Source organism: Paractinoplanes durhamensis (assembly GCF_016862175.1).
GTDB classification, from domain to species: Bacteria; Actinomycetota; Actinomycetes; order Mycobacteriales; family Micromonosporaceae; genus Actinoplanes; species Actinoplanes durhamensis.
The window spans coordinates 154,359-175,043 of sequence record NZ_BOML01000006.1; the positions used below are offsets into that span (position 1 = coordinate 154,359).

Here is a 20,685-nt window from a genome sequence, read left to right on the forward strand (position 1 = left end):
GGTCAGGCATTCGACCCCGCAGATGCGTACGGTTCGTGCCAACTCTCGCGCCGTTGATCAAGTGTCCGGAGTGGAATCCGCGGTTGCCCAGCGCGGCGGGTCAGCCGTGGCGGCCGATCACGTTGGGTCCCGGGTCGTGGCGAGGCTCGTCGGTGGAGGGGGCGATCACCGGGTCGACGCCCTCGGCGACCTGCCACGGATTGTCCGGATCGAAGCCGGTGGTGTTGTCGTCGCCGCGGGCCCGGCGGTTGGCCCGGCCGGCCGCGCCGGGCATGCCGGCGGGGCTGGTGCCAACTCCGGCGCGGCGGTTCGGTCCGGCCTCGTCGTCGGGCAACCACTTCGGCCTGGGTACGCCACCGGACCGGCTCCCGCCGCGGGCGCCGCCGACGCTCTCGGCCTCGACGCCCGGCACGCCGGCCCGGCCCGCACCTCGGCCCGATCCGCGACCCGCAGTGCGACCGGCCGCACGGCCGCCGGTCCCGCCTCCGCCACGAGCGCCGCCGACTCCCGCTCCCCCGCGAGCGCCGCCGAGCCCGGCACCTCCGCCGGCGCCGCCGGGCGCACCGCGGCCGGTGGAGGTGCCACGGCCGGCCGTGGGCTCGCCCGTCGTCGCGATGGAGGCGCGGGCGCTGCCGCGCGGTGACCGGCCGCCGCTCCGGCCGATCGGGCCGCCGCCGCTGGTGGTGGTGGGCAGGAGGCCGGGCACGAGGGGATTGCCCCCGCCGCCCCCGCCGCCGCCACCGCTCGGAAGGCCGATCGGCTCGCCGCCAAGGCCCGGCCCCACCGGCGGCTGGCCGGGAGCGATCACACCGGCCAGATCGGGGCCACCGGCACCGGCGGTGGCGCTCCCGCGCGTACCCCCGGAACCTGATCGGTCGCCGACGCCGGACCCGCTGCCGTCACCGACCGCGGGGTTGTCGCCGCCGGAGGCGTCCTCCGGGACCGTGGCGTCCTGGCCCGGCAGCGGCGGCACCGGATCGTGCGGGACGCTCGCGGTGATGCCCACGCTGCCCCGGCCCCGACTCTCCCCCTGGTCGACGATGGCCTTGCGCTCGCCCTCGATGGTCAGCTCGTATTTCTCCGGGACCTTGAGCTGCGTCACCGCGTCCTCGACCGCCCGCTCGGCGGTGATCATCGCGGCGCGGGCCTTCTCGTCGATCTCGTCCTCGGCGCCGTCCCACCAGCGTGGCGTCAGATCGTCGCTCTTGTCCCGGTATTGCTCCCAGAGCGGCTCGATCGAGGTCTTCGCGGTCTGCAGAGCGTTCAGGATGTTGTCGAGCCCGCTCGCCGTGGTGTCGGCGTCGATCGAGGCCGTGTCCAGCCGCTTGATCAGGTCGTCGAGCTCGGTGACGAACGCCGCCGCCGACTCGTTCTCCTCCGGCGGCCAGGCAGCCACCAGGTCGGCGCGGGCGGTCAGCAGTGCCGCCCGCTGGCTGCGCACCGAACCGGCGAGGGTGCGCCAGGCGCTCACCTGGGCGCGGCCGGGACCGTCGTCCTCGCCGGCCACCATCGACCACAGCCGGGGCGTGTTGAACGCTCCCCAGTTGGTGCACCAGCTGCTGGTCAGCACGGGTTCGCCGGTCATGCTTCGCCGCCGGCATCCGCCTGGCGCTGCCGGACCTCGACCACCGCCTGGTCGAGCAGGGCGCGCACCTCGGAGGCGCGCCGGGCGGCCCGGCCGTCGGTGTCGTCGAGCGCCTTCGCGACCTTGCCGGCCGCGGTGGCCAGCACCCGGGCCGCCTCCAGGTAGGCGACCACGTTGGCGGTCGACTCCTGCAGGCTCTGCACATAGCGCTGCTTGGCGGCGTGCACGGCACCGCTCGCGTTGCTCGCCCCGAACTCCACCCCGGTGGAGAGGTCCACGCTCGCGCGCGAGTAACCGTTCTCCAGGGTGCTGGTGGTGTCGTTCTGCACCTGATCGGAAAACTTGTGCAGCCCGTCGGTCTCGACGCGCACCCCGTCAGCCACGATCGCCTCCCCCGCAGCGTCGTTCAACGCCCCGAGGGTAGCGACGAATGTCTACATGAGAAACCCCGTATGTCACGGGGTGATCACTGCGGGTAGATCGACCGTCAGGTCAGGCGGCTCACCGCGGCGGCCACCCGCTCGTCGGTGGCGGTCAGCGCGATGCGCACGTGCTGGGCCGCCGCCGGGCCGTAGAAGGCACCGGGAGCAGCGAGAATGCCCCGCTCGGCGAGCCAGTCGACGGTCTGCCAGCACTCCTCGCCGCGGCTCGCCCACAGGTAGAGACCGGCCTCCGAGTGGGTGATCTCGAAGCCCGCCTTGGCGAGCGCGGTGCGCAGCGTGTCGCGGCGGGCGGCATACCGCTCGCGCTGCTCGTCGACGTGCGTCTCGTCGCCGAGCGCGGCGATCATCGCGGCCTGCACCGGCGCCGGGACGATCATGCCGGCGTGCTTGCGGACGGCGAGCAGACCGGCGATCAGAGCCGGGTCCCCGCCGACGAAACCGGCGCGGTAACCGGCCAGGTTGGAGCGCTTGGACAGCGAGTGGACGGCCAGCACGCCGGTGTAGTCGCCGCCGGTCACCGTGTCGTCGAGCACCGACACCGGCGCCGTCTCCCAGCCGAGCGACAGGTAGCACTCGTCGCTGGCCACCACGGCACCGCGCTCGCGGCCCCAGGCGACCACCTTGCGCAGGTGCTTGGCCGGCAGCACCCGGCCGGTCGGGTTGGACGGCGAGTTGACCCAGACGAGCTTGACGCGCGAGCTGGGGCCGACCGCGGTGAGCGAGTCGGAGCGCACCACGGTCGCGCCGGCCAGCAGCGCACCCACCTCGTAGGTCGGGTAGCAGACCGAGGGGATCACCACGATGTCGCCGGGGCCCACGCCGAGCAGCGTGGGCAACCAGCCGACCAACTCCTTGGAACCGATGGTGGGCAGCACGCCCAGCTCACCGGACGCGCCGCCGGACCGGGCCAGCCAGCCGGCGATCGCCGCGCGCAGCGCCGGGGTGCCCGCGGTCAGCGGGTAACCCGGCGCGTCGGACGCGTCGGCGAGGGCACGGCGGATCAGCGCGGGCACCGGATCGACCGGGGTGCCGACCGAGAGGTCGACGATGCCGTCCGGATGCGCCGCGGCCTTCGCCTTCGCCGGCTCCAGAAGGTCCCAGGGGAAATCCGGCAGAGCCGACGCGAGAGCGCTCAGTGCTCGCCTCGGGGCGGCTGCGACACGATGAACGGCGTGTCCTTGTCGACCTTGCCGAGCTTGGAGGCGCCACCGGGCGAACCGAGATCCTCGAAGAACTCGTAGTTCGCGTTGGTGTAGTCCTTCCACTGCTCCGGGACGTCGTCCTCGTAGAAGATCGCCTCGACCGGGCAGACCGGCTCGCACGCCCCGCAGTCGACGCACTCATCGGGGTGGATGTAGAGCATCCGGTTGCCCTCGTAGATGCAGTCGACCGGGCACTCCTCGATGCATGCCTTGTCGAGAACATCGACGCACGGCTCAGCGATGATGTAGGTCACGGGTCTTTCCCTCCAAAGCCACGCCGCAAGAACAGTCGGCGACAGGTGCAGAGCCTAGTATCTCCGCCGAAGGAGGTGACACGTGCTCCGTCGGCAGGATGTGGGACACCGGGTGGTGGTGCGTCGGATTGTAGGCGTTTCGCAGGAGCGAACGCTGTATTCCGATGCTCTCGGAGAGCTCGTGGAGCTCACCGAGACGGATCTCACAATCGCTACCGAGAAGGGCACCCTGCGGGTGCCGTTGCACGAGGTTCACCGGGCAAAACGCGTTCCGCCCGCCCGTCGGCCACCGGCCGCCGACGTGATCGCGCTGGAGCTGGCGGCGAACGACGCGTGGCCCGCCCCGACCCAGTCCCGGCTCGGCAGCTGGATTCTGCGGGCCGCCGGAAACTGGACGGGCCGGGCCAATTCGGCCCTGGCCGTGGGTGACCCGGATCGCACTCTCGAGGCAGCGATCGACGGCGTCGTCGAGTGGTATGCGGCACACGGGCAGCAGCCACTGATCAACGCGCCGATGCCGCTGGCCGCTCCGGTCAACGCCGCGCTCGACGCGCGCGGCTGGACCGCCCGCCCGCTCACCCTGATGCAGACCGGCCCGGTCGCCCCGCTGCTCACCACGATCCCGGCCCATTCCGACCTGCCGCCGGTCGATCTGGCCGACACCCCCGGCGACGACTGGTACGCGATGGTCGCCGAGCACAAGGGCACCCTGCCGCCGACCGCGGTGCGCATCCTCACCGGCGTACCCGAAGTGGTCTTCGCGCACGTCCGCGACACCGACGGCAGCCTGCTCGCGGTGGCCCGCGGCGCGGTCACCGGCCCCGGCCGCTGGCTCGGCATCTCGCTGCTGCAGACCGCGCCGGCCGCGCGCCGCCGCGGCATCGCCCAGCAGGTGATGCGCGGTCTGGCGCAGTGGGCGACGCAGCGTGGCAGCACCCGGGCCTACCTGCAGGTGGAGGAGCGCAACACGGCCGCCGTCGCCCTCTACGGCCGGGTCGGCTTCAGCACCCACCACACCTACCTCACCCGGGAAGCGCCGGCCGCTTAGCGCCGGCCATTTCAGCGGCGGACGACCTTGCGGGGCTTGGCCGCGCTGCGCTCGCTGAACGCCTTGAGCGAGCGCGACCGGTAGTCGCGGCCCAGCATCACGGCGATCCAGTAGCCGAGCAGCGTGCCGACGATCGCGAAGCCGGCGTAGAGCCAGACCTGTGCGAAGAAGTCGCCGGCGCCGTTCTTGAACGGCTCGCTGCCGCCGCTGATGAACGGTCCGACCAGGACGGTCAGCAGCATCGCGCCGACCGCGCCGAAGACCAGGTCGGGCAGCAGCCACTCGCTCGGCCGCTTGCGCTGACTGGCCAGGAAGGTCCAGATCGCGAGCGTCAGGCCGAGCACGCCGAACATGATGATGGTGGCGCGACTCTCGGCCGCGTCGTCGCCGTCGAAACCGAAGCGGATGACCAGGCGGGCCACCACGTTGATCGCGAACAGCCCGACCGCCAGCGCCGCGGGCGGGAACCAGCGCTGCTGCCTCATGTGTCCTCCCCGGGACAAATCACCCACGCGGCCGCTCCCCATCAGGGCTGCGCGCCGCAGACAAATCGTGGCTCGGGATCGTAACGCCAGGTGAACCTTCGGCGCTCGACCTCACGGCCATCTTTGCGGATGACGCGCCACGCGTCCTCATGTGAAACCTGGGAGTCCGCTGCTAGTTATGCGCGACTGTGAACCAGCCGCACCTCGGCTACCTCACCGCGCGGCCAGGCGGCCCGGATCGCCCGGACCGCCCGATCCACGTCGAGGACACGATCGTCATCGGTGATCGGACCGGGCGGCAGGGAACTACGTAGCGCCGCCTCGAGCCGGGGCTTGTCCACCCGGACCACCGGGCTCTGCCCACCCCGGATGGCACGGCCGACGGAGAGCTCGACGTCGACCGCCACCCCGAGCGCGGCCGGCGGGAAGGCGGTCGGCCGCCCCTCGAGGAAGATCCGCACCGGGTCCGCGGCGTGCCGCGCGACCGGGTCACGCAGGGCCTCCTCGGCCTCGCTGCGAGACAGTCCGCCCAGCTCGACGCCGAGCATCCGGGTGCCGTGCGGCACGTCCCCGTTCATCCGGTAGGCCACCACCCCCGCCACCAACAGCAGGACCGTGACCAGTACTCCGACGAGAACCGCCCGCCGGACGTCGAACCGCTCCGGGTCGTCCACACCCGTATCAACGAGCGTTGCTCGCCGGCCCGCCGGGAATTCGCCGCAAGATCATGCGATAGGAGTACACCGCGAACGTGAGACTGCCGACCAGGATCATCACCAGCGCCACCCAGTCGTCGCCACCGATCAGGTAGTCACCCTCGTCGGTACGCACGCCCGCCGCGAACAGCATCATCAGCGTCCAGAGCGCCCACGGCGGTGCCAGTGCCCAGCGCTTGCCGGTGGTGCCCACCGCGAACCAGGCGATGGCCCAGTTGGCGAGCATCGCGAGCAGGATGGCCAGGCCGATCGGCGGACCGCCGCCGGAACCGATCGCGTCGCCGCGCCAGATCGACACGACGTCGCCGGCCCGCAGCGGGGTCAGCAGGATCTCGAGCACCCCGCTGAGGAACGCGGCGACGACCGCGACAGCCATGCCGCCGGCCACGATCACCGGCTCCCAGCTGCGCTTCTTCTTCTCCGGGGCGGTGTCCGTCTCGTCGGCCACGACGGTCATATCGAGGCCGCCTCCGCGGCGGCCGGCTCCACGCTCCGGACCCCGCTGAAGAGGTCGCTCTCCCAGTGGTGCGGTCCGTCGCCCGGGCCGCGCTCACCCTTGGCGAGCAAAAAGTATTCGACGCCCATGAACTCGCCGCCGAAGTCGCCGGCGATCCCGTAGAGCCACGAGTTGTCCGGGATCTGGGTGGCGTGCGAGCGCATCGCCGCCACCTTCTGCTGGTAGTAGTCGGTGCCGTCGATCCGGGCCGCGATCTCCTCGTCGGTGTGCCCGAACGGCAGGTCCTCGACCTTCTCCACCTCGGCGAACGGGTTGTCGTCCAGCTCCCGGAACGCCTCCATGCCCTCGCGCAGCACGCTCAGCGGCATGGCCGTCCAGTAGATCTTCTCCGGACCGTCGGCGCCGGCCATCTCGGCCGCCCGCATCGCCACCCGGTGCGCCTGGATGTGGTCGGGATGACCGTAGAAGCCGTTCTCGTCGTACGTGATCATGACCTGGGGTTTGATCTCCCGGATGATCTCCAGCAGCTGCGCCGCGGCTTCCTCCAGATCGGCCTGCCAGAACGCCCGCGGGTGCTCGTTGGTCGGCAGGCCCATCATGCCGGAGTCGCGGTAGCGGCCCGGTCCGCCGAGGAACCGGTGATCGGTGACACCGAGGGCGGCACAGGCCCGGGAGAGCTCGATCAGGCGGTAGCCGCCGAGCTGGTCGGCCTGCTTCGCCTCGAGCTGAGCCAGCTCCGGAACGTGGATCTCACCCTCTTCACCGAGGGTGCAGGTCACGAGCGTCACGTGAGCGCCGGCGGCCGCGTAGTGGGCCATCGTGGCGCCGGTGCCGGTTACCTCGTCGTCGGGATGTGCGTGCACCAGCAACAGGCGGCGCGCGGGCAGGGCGTCGGTCACGGCCGCCACTCTACGCGGCGCCGAGCCGGGCGATCCGGCGCCGGGCTGCGAGTTTGCACAGCGGAACCCGGTCTTGATCAGCGATGCTGGACCCGTGGATTACCCCGGACTCGCCGGTCGCACCGGTCACTTCAGCTTTGGCGCCCCGCGCGACGTGACGATCGGCGGCGACGGCTCCCGGGTGGTGTTCCTGCGCTCGTCCGGCCCCGAGGACCCGCACGCGGCGCTCTGGTTGCTCACCGTGGCGACCGCCGAGGAGACGCTGATCGCGGACGGCCCGATCGACTCGTACGCCATCGACCGCGACGCCCGCGTCGCCGCCTTCGCCCGCGACGGCCGGCTCTTCCGCGTCGACCTGCTCGGCCGCACGGTCACCGAGGTGGCCACCGACGAGCCCGCCGAGGACCCGCGGCCCGACCCGATCGGCCGGAACATCGGCTATGTCACGCCCGGCGGCTCGGCCGCCCTGCGGGTGGTCGGCCCGGGTGGCGACCGGCTGATGGCCGGCGAACCCGGCACCGCCTGGCGGGAGCACGGCGGGTTGATCACCTGGGGCGTGCCCGACCCGGCCGCCGTCCAGTTCGGCCGGCGGCGCGGCTGGTGGTGGTCGCCGGACGGCGGCCAGATCCTGGCCACCCGCACCGCCGCCGGGACCAGCCTGCACCTGCTCGACCTGGACGACGGCTGGGTCGACGTGCACTGGGACCGGGAGACCTATCCCTACGTCGTCAACGTGCGCTGGGCCGAGGGCGGCGGTCCGCTGATCACCGTGCTGCGCCGGATGCAGCAGCACGGCCTGGTGCTGGCGATCGACCCGCGCACCGGCGAGACCCAGGTCCACGCCGAACTCGCCGATGCCCGCTGGGTCGAGCCGGTCGAGGGGACCCCGCGGCATCTGCCGGACGGGCGGGTGCTGGTCGGCGGCGAGCTCGCCCACGACGGCTTCGACGCCCGCTGCCTGTTCGCCGACGGCAGCCTGCTCACCCCGCCCGGCCTCTACGTGCGGCGGGTGGTCGGCACGCTGCCGCGCACCGGGACCCCGTCCGGCGCGCCCGATCTCGTGGTCGAGGGCACCGACGGCGATCCGGCGGCCCAGTCGGTCTTCCGGGTGCGTACCTCCCTCAGCGGCGGCGGAGCGGAAGCCCGCAAGGTCAGCTCGACCCCGGGCTGGCATCGGGCCGAGGCCTCCGGCGACGTGCTCGTCATGGACGACACCGTGTGGCGTGCCGACGCCCGAGTGGCCACGCTCGGTAATCTCGCGGCGCCGCTGCCCTACCATCCTCGCCCCGCCCTCGAACGCGTCACCGACCGGCGACTTCCCGCTGCCGTGCTCTATCCGACCGGGTTCGTCGGTGGACAGAAGATCCCCGTATTGGTCACGCTCGGCGACGGGCCGGGGCACCAGCAGGTGACGTCGGATCCGGCCGCGTGGCAGGAGCGGCAATGGTGGGCAGACGCCGGCTTCGCCGTCGTGAGTGTCGACAGCCGGGGTACGCCGGGGGTGGCGCCCAGCTTCGAGAAGGTGGTCCATCGACGGCTCGGGGACGTTGCTCTGACCGACCAGGTGGACGCGTTGCACGTACTCCTCGGCAAGCATCCTGATCTTGATCTTTCGTCGGTGTCGGTGCGCGGGACCGGGCTCGGTGGGTGGCTGGCGGCGATGGCCGTGCTGCGCCGGCCGGAGGTTTTCCACCGTGCCGTCGCACGCCGGCCGGTGACCGACTGGACCGCGTTGCCGGCGCCGTTCGCCGAACGCTACCTGGGCGATCGCCTCGACTCCGCCGACGTGTACGCCCATCACAGCCTGGCCGAGGCGGCCGCCCAGTCGGACCACAGCCGCCCACTGCTACTGGTGGGCAGTTCACTGCCGGGTTTCGACTCGACCCCTTCAGCCACACTCGACGAAGAGTTAGCGTTCCTGCGAGGCTAGGTGGGAAATAGTCACTAGGAGAGTTGTCATGAGACTAGTTTTCGTGAGAGAGTCCGACCGCGATCACTCGGGAGACGCCATGACGACAGCCATCTTCAGCGACGGGCGGCCGATGGCCGAGGCGGAGTTCCTCGCCATCGGTGAGACACCCGAGCGCATCGAGCTTTTCGATGGGAGCCTCCACGTGACCCCGGCCGCCACGCCCCTGCACCAGTTAGTTTCGCGCCGCTTGGCCAACACCATGGATGCGGGCGCAGAAGCGGCCGGCCTCCTGGTGCTGGAAGCAGTAAATGTCCGGATCAACCCGAGCCGGATCCCGATCCCCGATCTCGTCATCAGCTCAGTGATCAACCTGGAAGAGCTCGTCATCGACGCCTCCGCGATCCGGCTGGTGTGCGAGATCATCTCGCCGTCCAACGCGTCCACCGACCGCGTGCTCAAAATGCACTACTACGCGGCCGGCCGCATCCCGTGGTATTTGCTGGTGGACCCGTCGGCACGCACCCTTCAGCTATTCCGGCTGGTCGGCGACACGTACGTCGAGGAATTCGTCGCCAAGGATGGGGACGTTCTGCACCTGAGCAAGCCCGTTGTCGCCACCATCGATCTTGCGGAGTTGCTTCCTCGGGTCTGAGATTTGTCGTACCGGTCCCCTAGGGTCGGTGCATGAGCCACTTCGATGAGGCGTATTCGGCGGTGCAAGCCGCCCTGGACGCCGGGGCGCGTTACGCCGACGCCCGGATCATGCTGCGCCGCACGGAGTCGATGACCGCCCGCAACGGGGACGTCGAGGATCTCAGTTCGGACGAGAGCGCCGGCCTCGGCGTCCGGGCCCTGGTCGGTTCGAGCTGGGGCTTCTACGCGGTGCCCGACCTCTCCGACGCGGCCGCCCGCGCGGCCGGCCGGCGGGCCGCGCAGATCGCCGCGGCCAGCGCCACCGTGCCCGGTCCTGCGATCGACCTGGTGCCGCAGGGTGCCGGCGCGGGCAGCTGGGCGAGCGAGTGCCGCATCGATCCGCTCACCGTGCCGCTGGCCGACAAGGGCGATCTGCTGGTCCGGGCCACCAGCGCGGCCAAGTCGGCGGGCGCCGACCAGGCCGAGGCGCACTACGGCATCTGGGACACCCGCAAGTGGTTCGTCTCCAGCGACGGGCACCGCATCGACCAGCACATCCGCGAGTGCGGCGGCGGGGTGACCGCCAGCGTTCTCGGCGACGGCGAGGTGCAGCGCCGCTCCTACGGCCAGCAGTACGGCACGCGCGGCTGGGAGCTGATCGAGGAGCTCGACCTGGCCGGCAACGCCGCGCGGATCGCCGACGAGGCGCGCGCCCTGGTGACCGCGCCCCTCTGCCCGCCCGGCGAGACCAACCTCATCCTCGCCGCCGACCAGCTGGCGCTGCAGATCCACGAGTCGGTCGGGCACGCCATCGAGCTCGACCGCATCCTCGGCTGGGAGGCCGCGTTCGCCGGCACCAGCTGGCTCGACCTGGAAAAGCTCGGCTCGCTGCGCTACGGCTCCGAGCTGATGAACATCACCATCGACCCGACCATCCCGGGCGCGCTGGGCAGCTTCGGCTACGACGACGAGGGCACCCCGGCCGTCAAGCGTGACGCGGTCCGCGACGGCATCTGGGTCGGCGTGCTGGCCGGGCGTGACTCGGCCGCGGTCGCCGGCCTCGACTACGGCGGCAGCGTCCGCTCCGACGGCTGGGCCCGGCTGCCGATGGTCCGGATGACCAACGTCGGCCTCGAGCCCGGCCCGCACACCCTCGACGAGATCATCGCGGCCACCGACGACGGCATCTACATGGAGACCAACCGGTCCTGGTCGATCGACGACCGCCGGCTCAACTTCCAGTTCGGCTGCGAGATCGGCTACGAGATCAAGAACGGCAAGCGCGGCCGGATGCTGCGCAACCCGACCTACACCGGCATCGGCCCCCGGTTCTGGCAGTCGATGGACATGCTCTCGTCCGAGATCGTGCCGGTCGGCATTCCGAACTGCGGCAAGGGCCAGCCCGGCCAGGTGGGACACACCGCGCATTCCGCGGCGCCGGCTCGCTTCACCAACGTACGTGTGGGGGTTCGCGGATGAGCATCGACATCGCCCGGACGGGTGCCGAACTCGAGCTGGCCGCTCGGGTGCTCGAGCTGGTCCGCGCCGCCGCCGGGCCGGCCGCCGAGGCCGAGGTCATGGTGCAGCACAACGCCGAGGCGCTGACCCGTTTCGCCAACTCGGCCATCCACCAGAATGTGGCCGAGGCGACCACCTCGGTCCGGCTCCGGCTGCACCTCGACGGCCGCACGGCCGGCGGCTCCACCACGCTCACCGGCACCGACGGCCTGCGCGCGCTGGTCGAGCGCACCATCGCCGCGGTTCGGGTCAGCCCGGCCGACCCGACCTGGCCCGGCCTGACGTCGGCGCGGCCGCTGCACCACTCGGCCGGTTACCACGGCTCCGGCGAAAACTCCGGCCTCGACTTCGGCTTCGACGAGGCGACCGCGCGGGCCTCCCCGGCCGAGCGGGCGGCCCGGGTGCGCGACTTCGTCCGCGCCGCCGGCGGCCTGGAGACGGCCGGCTACTGCCGCACGGTGTATTGCTCGGCCGCCTTCGCCAACACCGCCGGCCAGGCCGTCGAGGGCCGCACGGCCGAGGCCGGCATGGACGGCATCGCCCGCCTCAACGGCTCCGACGGCGTCGCCCGGCGGGCCGGTGGCCGGCTCGGCGACCTGGACGGCGCGGCCCTGGGGGCGCGGGCCGCGGCCAAGGCGCGGGCCGGCGAGCGCCCGGTGGAGTTGCCGCCGGGGCGCTACGAAGTGGTGCTCGAACCGGAAGCGGTCGCCGACGTGCTCGGCAACTTCGCGTACTTCGGCTTCAACGGCCGGACCTTCGCGCAGAAGCAGTCCTTCGCCGAGCTGGGCGTCGAGCAGTTCGACCCGGCGGTGACCATCGTGGACGATCCGCTGGGCAGCCGCGGCGAGCCCGCACCGGGTCTGCCGTTCGACATCGAGGGAACGCCGCGCGAGTCCCTCGTCCTGGTCCGCGACGGGGTCACCGAGGCGGTCGCCCACGATCGCCGGTCGGCGGCCGAGGTGGGCGCCGAGTCGACCGGCCACGCGTCCGAGGTGTCGCGCACGTGGGGCCCGATCGCGACCCACATGCGCCTGGAGGCGGCCCCGGCCGGCACCGAGCCGGTGCTCCCCGCCGACCCGTCCGGCCCGACCGCCGAGTCGGCCCGCCCGCTGGTGGCGCGGATGGAGCGCGGCCTGCTGATCACCGATTTTTGGTATACGCGAGTCCTGGACCAGAAGAGCCTGGTCATGACCGGCCTGACCCGGAACGGGGTGTGGCTGGTGGAGGACGGCGAGGTGACCGCGGCGGTAAGCAACATGCGCTTCACCCAGTCCTACCCGCAGGCGTTGGGCATCGGCGCGGTCCGCGGCATCGGCAGCGAGACGGTCCTTCTGCCGGACAGCTACGCCGGGGTCCGCTTCGCCGCCCCCGCACTGCACCTGGCCAGTTGGAACCTGACCGGCAACGCCTCCGGCTGACACCGGTCCGGGCCGCATTTTGGCGACGGTCGGCGGGCTGCTCACGCATTGACCGGCGTGCTTCACTGGGCCGGTGAGCGACACGCACCGCGAGCCGGATCACGACGATGCTCCGACCAGCCGTTTCCCGGCCGGCCGGGGCGGGGACGACCGTGCCGATGAGCCGGTGACCGGCGCCCCGGCGGGTTCGTCCGATATGACCGAGCCGGACGACTGGGCCGGGCCGGGCGGCCGCCGGCCATCGGCCAGTCCGCGGGCCACCTCGTCGGCCGCTCCCGCCACGGGCCGTGACGCCGATTCGTCGGGTGCCGCCGGGCCGAGTGGCGGTGACGCGACCCCGCCCTCCCTTCCGCCTTCCGCCGGCCCGGCCCCGGGGACGGATGGGGACGGCGACGGAGATGGCGCCAGCGAAACCGCGGTCGGTAGCGGCGGCCGTGGCGGGCGGCGTGGGCGGCGGTTCTGGCGGCTTGCACCGGTTGCCGACGGGCCGCTGGATGAGCGGCAACGCCGGCGGCGGCGATGGTTCGTGGCCGCCATCGCGGTGGCCGCCGCGATCATCGTGGTGGCGCTCTGCGCGGGGACGGTGTCCGTCGTGTCGACCATCGACGGGGCCAAGGACCGGGCCGCCGAGGCGCGGGAGACGCGGGCGCTGCGCGAGACCGGCTGCCTCGACCTGGAACGGCGCCTCAATCGGCTGATCCCGCCCGGCGCGACCGGCGGACCGGCCGCGCGGGCCACGGCGATCCGCGACGAGAACTCCGCGCTTCGTATCTACCTCGACGAGTTGGACAGTCAGCGGGACCAGGACGCGTGGCGGCAACTGCTCGACGCCCGGACCGTGTTCGCCGACGGTCTCGATCGGCAGGCCAAATCCCGTACCCCAGCCTTCTATGTCGCTCCCCGGACCAGCGACGGCCGTGCCGTGACCGATCTGCTCACGCAGTGGTCGCCGGCGCCGTGCGCCGGACCGGTCCGCCGATTGGCCGCGCCCGAGCTCTGATCGCAAGATCCACTACCTCGTTTGCCCACGTCGATGTGAGGAGGGCTCAAATTTGTGACCCACACCCCATCCCTGAGCCGCAAACTGTCTGACCCCCGGCGTAACGTGTGCCACACATCACGGAAGCATGGCGGCTGAGGGGTCTCGCCCGTTAACAGCCGGGTCACATGACAGGCACGTCAGGAGATCGAATGACGACGACGGCAACGAGGCCGACCGGACCACCTCATGATCGAGGTGGGCGCGCACGCGCCGCGATCGCGGCGAGGACGTTGCGCACCGACCGATGGTGGTTTCCCCCACTCGTCACCTTCGTAGGTCTAGCGGCATGGGTCACGTATGCGACCGTCCGCGTCTTCATGCACAAGTGGTATTACGTCGATGACTACCACTATCTGACGCCGTTCTACTCACCGTGCATCACCGACCGGTGCGTGGCGGGCTCGGCCGAGTTCGGCACTCCGCTGCCGAAGTTCTGGCTGATCCCGGAGGCGGCGTTCACCCTGCCGTTCCTGCTGCTCTTCCGGCTGACCTGCTACTACTACCGCAAGGCGTATTACCGCGCCTTCTGGTTGTCGCCGCCGGCCTGCGCAGTGCCCGATGCGCACCAGAAATACACCGGCGAGACCCGTTTCCCGCTGATCTTCCAGAACATCCACCGCTACGCGTTCTATGCGGCCGGGATCATCTCGTTGATCAACACATGGGATGCGATCCGCGCGTTCCACAGCGGTGACGGGTTCGGCTTCGGTCTCGGCAACATCGTGCTGGTCGGCAACGTGGTGATGCTCTGGCTCTACACGCTGTCCTGCCACTCGTGCCGGCACATCGCCGGTGGCCGGCTGAAGCATTTCTCGGCCCATCCGGTGCGCTACCGCTTCTGGACCTTCGTGTCGAAGCTCAACACCCGGCACATGATGCTGGCCTGGATCACGCTGGGCACGCTCGCACTCACCGACTTCTACGTGATGGCGGTCGCTGCGGACTGGTTCCCCGACCTGCGATTCGTCGGCTGAGAAGGACGTTTGCGATGACTACCCGAATCGAACGGCACCACTATGACGTCGTCGTGATCGGTGCCGGCGGCGCCGGCCTGCGCGCGGCGATCGAGGCCCGGCTGGCCGGCAAGCGCACCGCGATCATCTCCAAGTCGCTGTTCGGCAAGGCGCACACGGTGATGGCCGAGGGCGGCGCGGCGGCCGCGATGGGCAACGTGAACTCCAAAGACAACTGGATGGTGCACTTCCGCGACACCATGCGCGGCGGCAAGTTCCTCAACAACTTCCGGATGGCCGAGCTGCACGCCAAGGAGGCGCCGGAGCGGATCTGGGAGCTGGAGACGTACGGTGCGCTCTTCGACCGCACCAAGGACGGCAGGATCTCGCAGCGGAACTTCGGCGGTCACGAATACCCGCGGCTCGCGCACGTCGGCGACCGCACCGGCCTCGAGCTGATCCGCACCCTCCAGCAGAAGATCGTCTCGCTGCAGCAGGAAGACTTCGCCGAGACCGGCAGCTACGACTCGAAGATCAAGGTGTTCGCCGAGACCACCATCACCGAGCTGCTGCTCGACGGTGACGCGGTGGCCGGCGCGTTCGGCTACTACCGGGAGAACGGCGAGTTCCTGCTGCTCGAGGCGCCGGCCGTGGTGCTCGCGACCGGCGGCGTCGGCCGCAGCTACAAGGTCACCTCAAACTCCTGGGAATACACCGGCGACGGTCACGCGCTCGCGCTGCGGGCCGGCGCCACCCTGATCAACATGGAGTTCTTGCAGTTCCACCCGACCGGCATGGTCTGGCCGCCTAGCGTCAAGGGCATCCTGGTCACCGAGTCGGTCCGGGGCGACGGCGGCGTGTTGCGCAACTCCGACGGCAAGCGGTTCATGTTCAACTACGTCCCCGACGTCTTCCGCAAGCAGTACGCGGAGACCGAGGAGGAGGCCGACCGGTGGTATACGGATCCGGACAACAACCGCCGCCCGCCCGAGCTGCTCCCCCGCGATGAGGTCGCCCGCGCGATCAACAGCGAGGTCAAAGAGGGGCGCGGCACCCCGGCCGGCGGTGTCTACCTGGACGTCTCCACCCGCATGCCGGCCGAGACGATCATCAAGCGCCTGCCGTCGATGCACCACCAGTTCAAGGAGCTGGCCGACGTCGACATCACCAAGGAGCCGATGGAGGTCGGCCCGACCTGTCACTACGTGATGGGTGGGGTCGAGGTCGACCCCGACTCGGCCGCCGCGTTCGGCACGGTGACCGGCCTGTTCGCGGCCGGCGAGGTGTCCGGTGGCATGCACGGCTCCAACCGGCTCGGCGGCAACTCGCTCTCCGACCTGCTGGTCTTCGGCAAGCGGGCCGGCGAGCACGCCTCGTCGTACGTGGATGCCCTGGCCAAGCGGCCCAAGGTCGCCACCGCCGACGTCGAGGCCGCACTCGATGTGGCGCTCGCGCCGCTCAACCGGCAGAGCGGCGAAAACCCGTACACGTTGCAGCAGGACCTGCAGGCGGTGATGGGCGACCTGGTCGGCATCATCCGTCGGGCCGGCGAGTTGACCGACGCACTCAAGCGGCTGCAGGAGCTCAAGGCCCGGGTCGCGAATGTCGGTGCCACCGGCGGCCGGCGTTACAACCCGGGCTGGCACCTCGCCCTCGACCTGCGCAACATGATGGTCGTCTCGGAGTGCACGGCCAAGGCGGCGCTGGAGCGGGAGGAGTCGCGCGGCGGCCACACCCGGGAGGACTTCCCGGCGATGAGCCCCGACTGGCGGCGCGTCAACCTGGTCTGTTCCCTCGAGAAGTCGGGCGACGTGCACCTCGAGCACAAGCCGGTGCCGACGATGCGCGGCGAGCTGATCAGCCTGTTCGAGCGCACCGAGCTGTCGAAGTACCTGACCGATGACGAGTTGACCTCGTTCGACGCGCTGGCGGAGAACAGCAAGACGGAGGCGAAGTAATGGGCACCAAGCGCCACTTCCGCGTCTGGCGCGGCGACGATTCCGGCGGCGACATCCAGGATTACGACGTCGAGGTCAACGACGGCGAGGTCGTTCTCGACATCATCCACCGGCTGCAGGCCACCCAGACGCCCGACCTCGCCTGCCGATGGAACTGCAAGGCCGGCAAGTGCGGCTCCTGCTCGATGGAGATCAACGGCATGCCGCGGCTGGGCTGCATGACCCGGATGTCCACGTTCGAGGAGACCGAGACGGTCACGATCACGCCGCTGCGCACCTTCCCGGTGATCCGCGACCTGGTCACCGACGTCTCCTTCAACTACGAGAAGGCGCGCGAGACCCCCGCGTTCGCCCCGCCGGTCGGGGTGGCCCCCGGGGAATACCGGATGCAGCAGGTCGACGTCGAGCGCTCGCAGGAGTTCCGCAAGTGCATCGAGTGCTTCCTCTGCCAGAACACCTGCCACGTGGTCCGCGACCACGACGAGAACAAGCCGGCTTTCTCCGGTCCGCGCTACTTCATCCGGGCGGCCGAGCTGGACATGCACCCGCTCGACGACCGCGAGGACCGCAAGGAGTACGCGCAGGCCAAGCAGGGTCTCGGCTACTGCAACATCACCAAGTGCTGCACCGAGGTCTGCCCCGAGCACATCAAGATCACTGACAACGCGATCATCCCGATGAAGGAGCGCGTGGTCGACCGCCGCTACGACCCGCTGGTCTGGCTGGGCCGCAAGATCTTCCGCCGCGACCAGCTCGACGAGCCCGCGTACACGCCGGCCCCCGCCCATTCCGCCGGCTCATCGGTCCCGTCGGTGCACACCGAGGGAACGCCGTTCACCAGCGGCCGCCGAGGCGAGGGTGCTCCGGTCCGCGACGACGGCCGGATGGACGTGGCCGAGCTGGCGCTGCCCACCCAGGGCGGCCCATCCCCGTTCGGCGACCAGGAGTTCCCGCTGCCGCCCGGCCACCTCAACTACGACCCACCGGCCCACGACTGATCCCACCCGCCAAGGCCGACAGTCGACATCGCCGGCCAAACCGGCCAGGGCCAGCCGCCGACCTCGGCGGCCAGTAAGCAAAAACCGGCTGCCGACACTGGCGGCCCAGATTCACCCGAGGTGGGTCGCCGTTCCCGGCGGCCCACCTCGCCAGTTTCCGACCACGCCCCCCGAAGTGCAGCAGGCCACGCCAGCTCTCCCAGCTCCCGGCCAGATACCGCAGCCTTCTTCGGCCAGCACGGCCACCGCAGCGCTTCGCCCAAGCACCGCAGCCTTCTTCGGCCAGCACGGCCACCGCAGCGCTTCGCCCAAGCACCGCAGCGCCTCCGGCGGCAGTTGGCCGACGTGGTCGGTCCAGGCCACCGGCTCTCGGCCCACGCGCACCGCAGCCCTCCGGCCGGCGCGACCACTCGGCCGCCCTCGCCCCAAGCGCCGCGATGCCCTGGATGCAGTGGGCCGACCCAAACCCACCGGCCTCTCGGCCCCGCACCGCGGAAGCTCCGGTGTGCTTGGCGGATGAGGGCGGGTCAGGTCATCGGTTTTGGCCAGCCACTGGAGGACGTCGAGGGCGTGCATGGCGGGCACCGTGATCGGGTGGAAGACGCGTGGGAGCCGGCGCCGGCACCGACATTCAGCACGGTGTGCGCGTTGCCGAGGGCACCGGCGATCAGGGCGGCGATCCGTGGGTCGGGTTGTCGGCGGCGCGCATATCCCTGGCCGTGGGTGTCGTAGTCGAAATCTCCGGCGAGTGTCTGCGTCATGCTCAGGAAGCTAAACCCATACCCCCAGGGGAGGGTCAAGACGGTTTTCCGGCGGCGAGCCACGTCTCCAGACCGTCGAGGAGCCGATCGAGGCCGAAGGCGAAGCTCTCGGTCCACATCCGGTCGGGGTCGTCGATGACGACATTCTCCTTGCGCCACTTGTCGTACTGCGGGTGGTCGGTGCCGAGCTTGTCGAGGAACGGCTCCAACTCCTCGGCCATCTTCTCGTACGGCACGCCGGCTCGCCGGATGGCCGTCGCGACCGCTGCCTGGGCGGTGGCCGAGCCGAGCGCATATGCGTGGACCATCGAGCTGACGTGCGCCACCTCCATGCCGGTGAAGCCGGCCGCGACCAGCAGCGCGACGCTTCGCTCGCCCATCCGCATCGAGTTGGGGCCGAGGGTGGGTTTGGTGCCGAGCAGGCTGATCACCCACGGGTGCCGCAAGAACGCCGTCCGCATCCCGTTGGCCAGCACCGACATGGCCATCCGCCAATCGGTGTCGCCGGGCTCGGGCACGTAGATCTCGCCCAGGACCTCGTCGATGACGAGCTCGAGCAGGTCGTCCTTGTTCGCCACGTGCCAGTAGAGCGAGGTGGCGCCCGCACCGAGGTGGGTGCCGAGCCGGCGCATGCTCAGGCCGGCCGGGCCCTCGGCGTCGAGCAGCTCGATCGCGGCCCGGACGATCTGGGCGCGGTCGAGGGTGGGCTGACCTGCACGCCTGTGTGTCGGCGGCCGCAGCCACACCGAGTCGAAGAAGAGGTCCGGCATGGGGTCATCCTACCGAGGGTCGAACAGTGTGCGATCTCGATGGTACGGTGTGCGAGTCATCGAACAGCGTACGAGGGAAGCTGTCATGCCCGATCGAAATCCACGCCGCTGGCTGATCCTCGGCGTGCTCTGCCTGAGCCTGCTCGTCGCCGTCATCGACAACATGGTGCTCAACATCGCCATCCCGTCGCTGATCCGCGACCTGGGCGCGAGCTCGTCCGACATCCAATGGATCATCGACTCCTACATCCTGGTTTTCGCCGGCCTGCTGCTGATCGCCGGCAGCATCTCCGACCGGTTCGGCCGCCGCCGTGGCCTGGTCATCGGCCTGACCGTCTTCGGGGGCGCCTCGGTGCTGGCCACCCTCTGCCAGACACCGGGTCAGCTGATCGCGGTGCGCGGGCTGATGGGTGTGGGTGCCGCGTTCCTCATGCCGGGCACACTCTCGATCCTCACCACCGTCTTCGACGACGACGAACGCAAGAAGGCCATCGCCATCTGGTCCTCGGTGCTGATGCTCGGCGCGCTCGGCGGCCCGGCCGCCGGTGGCGTTCTGCTGCAGCACTTCTGGTGGGGTTCGGTCTTCCTGATGAACATCCCGATCGCTGTGCTCGGCATCGTGGCGGCACTCCTGATCATCCCGGAGTCGCGCGGTCCGGCCGGGCGGCCCGATGTGGTCGGCGCGCTGCTCTCGATGGTCGGCACGACCGCCCTGGTCTGGGGCGTGATCAATTCGGCCAAGGAGGGTTGGTCGGCGGCACAGACGGTCGGTGGATTCGTCGTCGCCGTGATCGTGCTGGCGATGTTCGCCGTCTGGGAGCGCCGGGTGGCGGAGCCGATGCTGCCGCTGAGCCTGTTCCGCAACCGCAACTTCGCCGGCGCCAGCCTCTCGGTCGTGCTGCTGTCCTTCTCGGCCGGCGGCATGCTGCTCGCCCTGACCCAATACCTGCAGTTCGTTCTCGGGTTTGAGCCGGCGAAGGCCGGCCTCGCCTTCATCCCGATGATCGTCACCACGATGATCTGCAACGGCCTCGGCGTGGTCATCGACAAGAAGTTCGGCGCCCGTGTCGCGCTTACCGCCGGCCTGCTGCTCATGGCGGCCGGCTTCGGAGTGATCGCCTCGCTCGAGCCGGGCGACGGCTTCATCTACCTGGCCATCGCGATGGTCGTGATGGGGGCGGGCAGCGGTGTGGCCGGCCCGGCGGCCGTCGGGACGCTGCTCGGTGCGCTGCCGCCGGAGCGGGCCGGCGTCGGCTCGGCGGTCAACGACACCGTGCAGCAGGTCGGTGCGGCGCTGAGCGTGGCAGTGCTCGGCAGCGTTCTCGCCGCGGCATACCGGGCGTCGATGCCGTCCGACGTGGCCGGGCAGGCGCGGGAGTCGATCGGCGATGCCCTGCGGATCGCGGCCCAGACCGGTGACGCGGCCCTGGCTCAACTCGCGAAGAACGCCTTTGTGGACGCTCTCTCACTCACTGCGCTGGTCGGCGTGGTGGGCGGGGTGGCAGCGGCCGTGGTCGCAGCCTCGATCCTGCGACCACAGCCACCCTCGGCCAGACCCGATCCCACTCCCGGCGAGCCGCCGGCGGTTCCCGATGCCGCAGCTGTCGCGGCCGAGCGTTGACGCCTGCTGTGC

At 70.8% G+C, this 20,685-nt stretch carries 20 protein-coding genes; 10 read left to right on the plus strand and 10 right to left on the minus strand.

Translation table 11 applies throughout. The features are described 5' to 3' along the window. Positions 1 to 100: 100 nt before the first annotated feature. From Adu01nite_RS48365 to fdxA, 4 genes are all read right to left on the minus strand, one after another. On the minus strand, positions 101 to 1,585 hold the full coding sequence (locus Adu01nite_RS48365; RefSeq protein ID WP_203724776.1) for a hypothetical protein: 1,485 nt from the start codon (positions 1,583 to 1,585) through the stop codon (positions 101 to 103). Next, on the minus strand, positions 1,582 to 1,995 hold the full coding sequence (locus Adu01nite_RS03640) for a hypothetical protein (RefSeq protein ID WP_203724777.1): 414 nt from the start codon (positions 1,993 to 1,995) through the stop codon (positions 1,582 to 1,584). The genes Adu01nite_RS48365 and Adu01nite_RS03640 overlap by 4 nt, the downstream gene beginning before the upstream one ends. Positions 1,996 to 2,072: 77 nt before the next feature. Next, entirely contained in the window at positions 2,073 to 3,164 is a 1,092-nt protein-coding gene (gene dapC / locus Adu01nite_RS03645) for a succinyldiaminopimelate transaminase (protein WP_239132123.1), read from the minus strand. Then, positions 3,161 to 3,484, minus strand: a complete 324-nt coding sequence (gene fdxA / locus Adu01nite_RS47540) for a ferredoxin (protein ID WP_239132111.1) — start codon at positions 3,482 to 3,484, stop codon at positions 3,161 to 3,163. Before fdxA ends, dapC begins: the two co-directional genes overlap by 4 nt. An 82-nt stretch (positions 3,485 to 3,566) precedes the next feature. Here fdxA and Adu01nite_RS03650 point away from each other — a divergent pair, with 82 nt between their 5' ends. Next, positions 3,567 to 4,532 carry a GNAT family N-acetyltransferase gene (locus tag Adu01nite_RS03650; RefSeq protein ID WP_203724780.1) on the plus strand — a complete coding sequence of 322 codons (966 nt, stop codon included), beginning with the start codon at positions 3,567 to 3,569 and terminating at the stop codon, positions 4,530 to 4,532. Between the two features lie 11 nt (positions 4,533 to 4,543). On the opposite strand, the gene Adu01nite_RS03655 is transcribed toward Adu01nite_RS03650, so the two are convergent. The 4 genes from Adu01nite_RS03655 to mshB form a co-directional block, all read right to left on the minus strand. Next, positions 4,544 to 5,017: a hypothetical protein gene (locus Adu01nite_RS03655; protein WP_203724782.1), complete on the minus strand. Its 474-nt coding sequence runs from the start codon at positions 5,015 to 5,017 to the stop codon at positions 4,544 to 4,546. Positions 5,018 to 5,193: 176 nt separating this feature from the next. Continuing rightward, positions 5,194 to 5,691, minus strand: a complete 498-nt coding sequence (locus Adu01nite_RS03660) for a hypothetical protein (protein ID WP_203724784.1) — start codon at positions 5,689 to 5,691, stop codon at positions 5,194 to 5,196. A gap of 7 nt (positions 5,692 to 5,698) precedes the next feature. Further along, positions 5,699 to 6,190: a hypothetical protein gene (locus Adu01nite_RS03665; RefSeq protein WP_203724786.1), complete on the minus strand. Its 492-nt coding sequence runs from the start codon at positions 6,188 to 6,190 to the stop codon at positions 5,699 to 5,701. Further along, positions 6,187 to 7,089, minus strand: a complete 903-nt coding sequence (mshB, locus tag Adu01nite_RS03670; protein WP_203724788.1) for an N-acetyl-1-D-myo-inositol-2-amino-2-deoxy-alpha-D-glucopyranoside deacetylase — start codon at positions 7,087 to 7,089, stop codon at positions 6,187 to 6,189. Before mshB ends, Adu01nite_RS03665 begins: the two co-directional genes overlap by 4 nt. Before the next feature lie 154 nt (positions 7,090 to 7,243). On the opposite strand from mshB, the gene Adu01nite_RS03675 reads away from it, so the two are divergent. The 8 genes from Adu01nite_RS03675 (at position 7,244) to Adu01nite_RS03710 (ending at position 17,521) form a co-directional block, all read left to right on the plus strand. Continuing rightward, positions 7,244 to 9,019, plus strand: a complete 1,776-nt coding sequence (locus tag Adu01nite_RS03675) for a S9 family peptidase (RefSeq protein ID WP_379138358.1) — start codon at positions 7,244 to 7,246, stop codon at positions 9,017 to 9,019. 79 nt (positions 9,020 to 9,098) lie between these two features. After that, positions 9,099 to 9,653, plus strand: a complete 555-nt coding sequence (locus Adu01nite_RS03680) for a Uma2 family endonuclease (protein ID WP_203724792.1) — start codon at positions 9,099 to 9,101, stop codon at positions 9,651 to 9,653. A gap of 32 nt (positions 9,654 to 9,685) precedes the next feature. Then, the gene (locus tag Adu01nite_RS03685; protein WP_203724794.1) at positions 9,686 to 11,113 is read left to right on the plus strand and encodes a TldD/PmbA family protein; all 1,428 of its coding nucleotides are present in this window, start codon (positions 9,686 to 9,688) and stop codon (positions 11,111 to 11,113) included. Next, positions 11,110 to 12,570 (plus strand): TldD/PmbA family protein, encoded by a 1,461-nt coding sequence (locus Adu01nite_RS03690; RefSeq protein WP_203724796.1) that lies wholly within the window; start codon positions 11,110 to 11,112, stop codon positions 12,568 to 12,570. The genes Adu01nite_RS03685 and Adu01nite_RS03690 overlap by 4 nt, the downstream gene beginning before the upstream one ends. A 73-nt stretch (positions 12,571 to 12,643) precedes the next feature. Then, positions 12,644 to 13,570 (plus strand): hypothetical protein, encoded by a 927-nt coding sequence (locus Adu01nite_RS03695; RefSeq protein ID WP_203724798.1) that lies wholly within the window; start codon positions 12,644 to 12,646, stop codon positions 13,568 to 13,570. A gap of 191 nt (positions 13,571 to 13,761) precedes the next feature. Beyond that, positions 13,762 to 14,586, plus strand: a complete 825-nt coding sequence (sdhC, locus tag Adu01nite_RS03700) for a succinate dehydrogenase subunit SdhC (protein WP_203724800.1) — start codon at positions 13,762 to 13,764, stop codon at positions 14,584 to 14,586. A 14-nt stretch (positions 14,587 to 14,600) separates the two neighbouring features. Further along, a complete protein-coding gene (locus Adu01nite_RS03705; protein ID WP_203724802.1) occupies positions 14,601 to 16,523 on the plus strand; it encodes a fumarate reductase/succinate dehydrogenase flavoprotein subunit in 1,923 nt (640 codons plus the stop codon). Continuing rightward, positions 16,523 to 17,521 carry a succinate dehydrogenase/fumarate reductase iron-sulfur subunit gene (locus tag Adu01nite_RS03710; protein ID WP_203724803.1) on the plus strand — a complete coding sequence of 333 codons (999 nt, stop codon included), beginning with the start codon at positions 16,523 to 16,525 and terminating at the stop codon, positions 17,519 to 17,521. Before Adu01nite_RS03705 ends, Adu01nite_RS03710 begins: the two co-directional genes overlap by 1 nt. Before the next feature lie 527 nt (positions 17,522 to 18,048). Here Adu01nite_RS03710 and Adu01nite_RS49055 read toward each other — a convergent pair. Then, on the minus strand, positions 18,049 to 18,282 hold the full coding sequence (locus Adu01nite_RS49055; RefSeq protein ID WP_239132112.1) for a hypothetical protein: 234 nt from the start codon (positions 18,280 to 18,282) through the stop codon (positions 18,049 to 18,051). 35 nt (positions 18,283 to 18,317) lie between these two features. Beyond that, positions 18,318 to 19,052, minus strand: a complete 735-nt coding sequence (locus Adu01nite_RS03720; RefSeq protein ID WP_203724804.1) for a TetR/AcrR family transcriptional regulator — start codon at positions 19,050 to 19,052, stop codon at positions 18,318 to 18,320. An 85-nt stretch (positions 19,053 to 19,137) separates the two neighbouring features. On the opposite strand from Adu01nite_RS03720, the gene Adu01nite_RS03725 reads away from it, so the two are divergent. After that, the gene (locus Adu01nite_RS03725; RefSeq protein WP_203724805.1) at positions 19,138 to 20,673 is read left to right on the plus strand and encodes an MFS transporter; all 1,536 of its coding nucleotides are present in this window, start codon (positions 19,138 to 19,140) and stop codon (positions 20,671 to 20,673) included. The last annotated feature ends 12 nt before the right edge of the window (positions 20,674 to 20,685 follow it).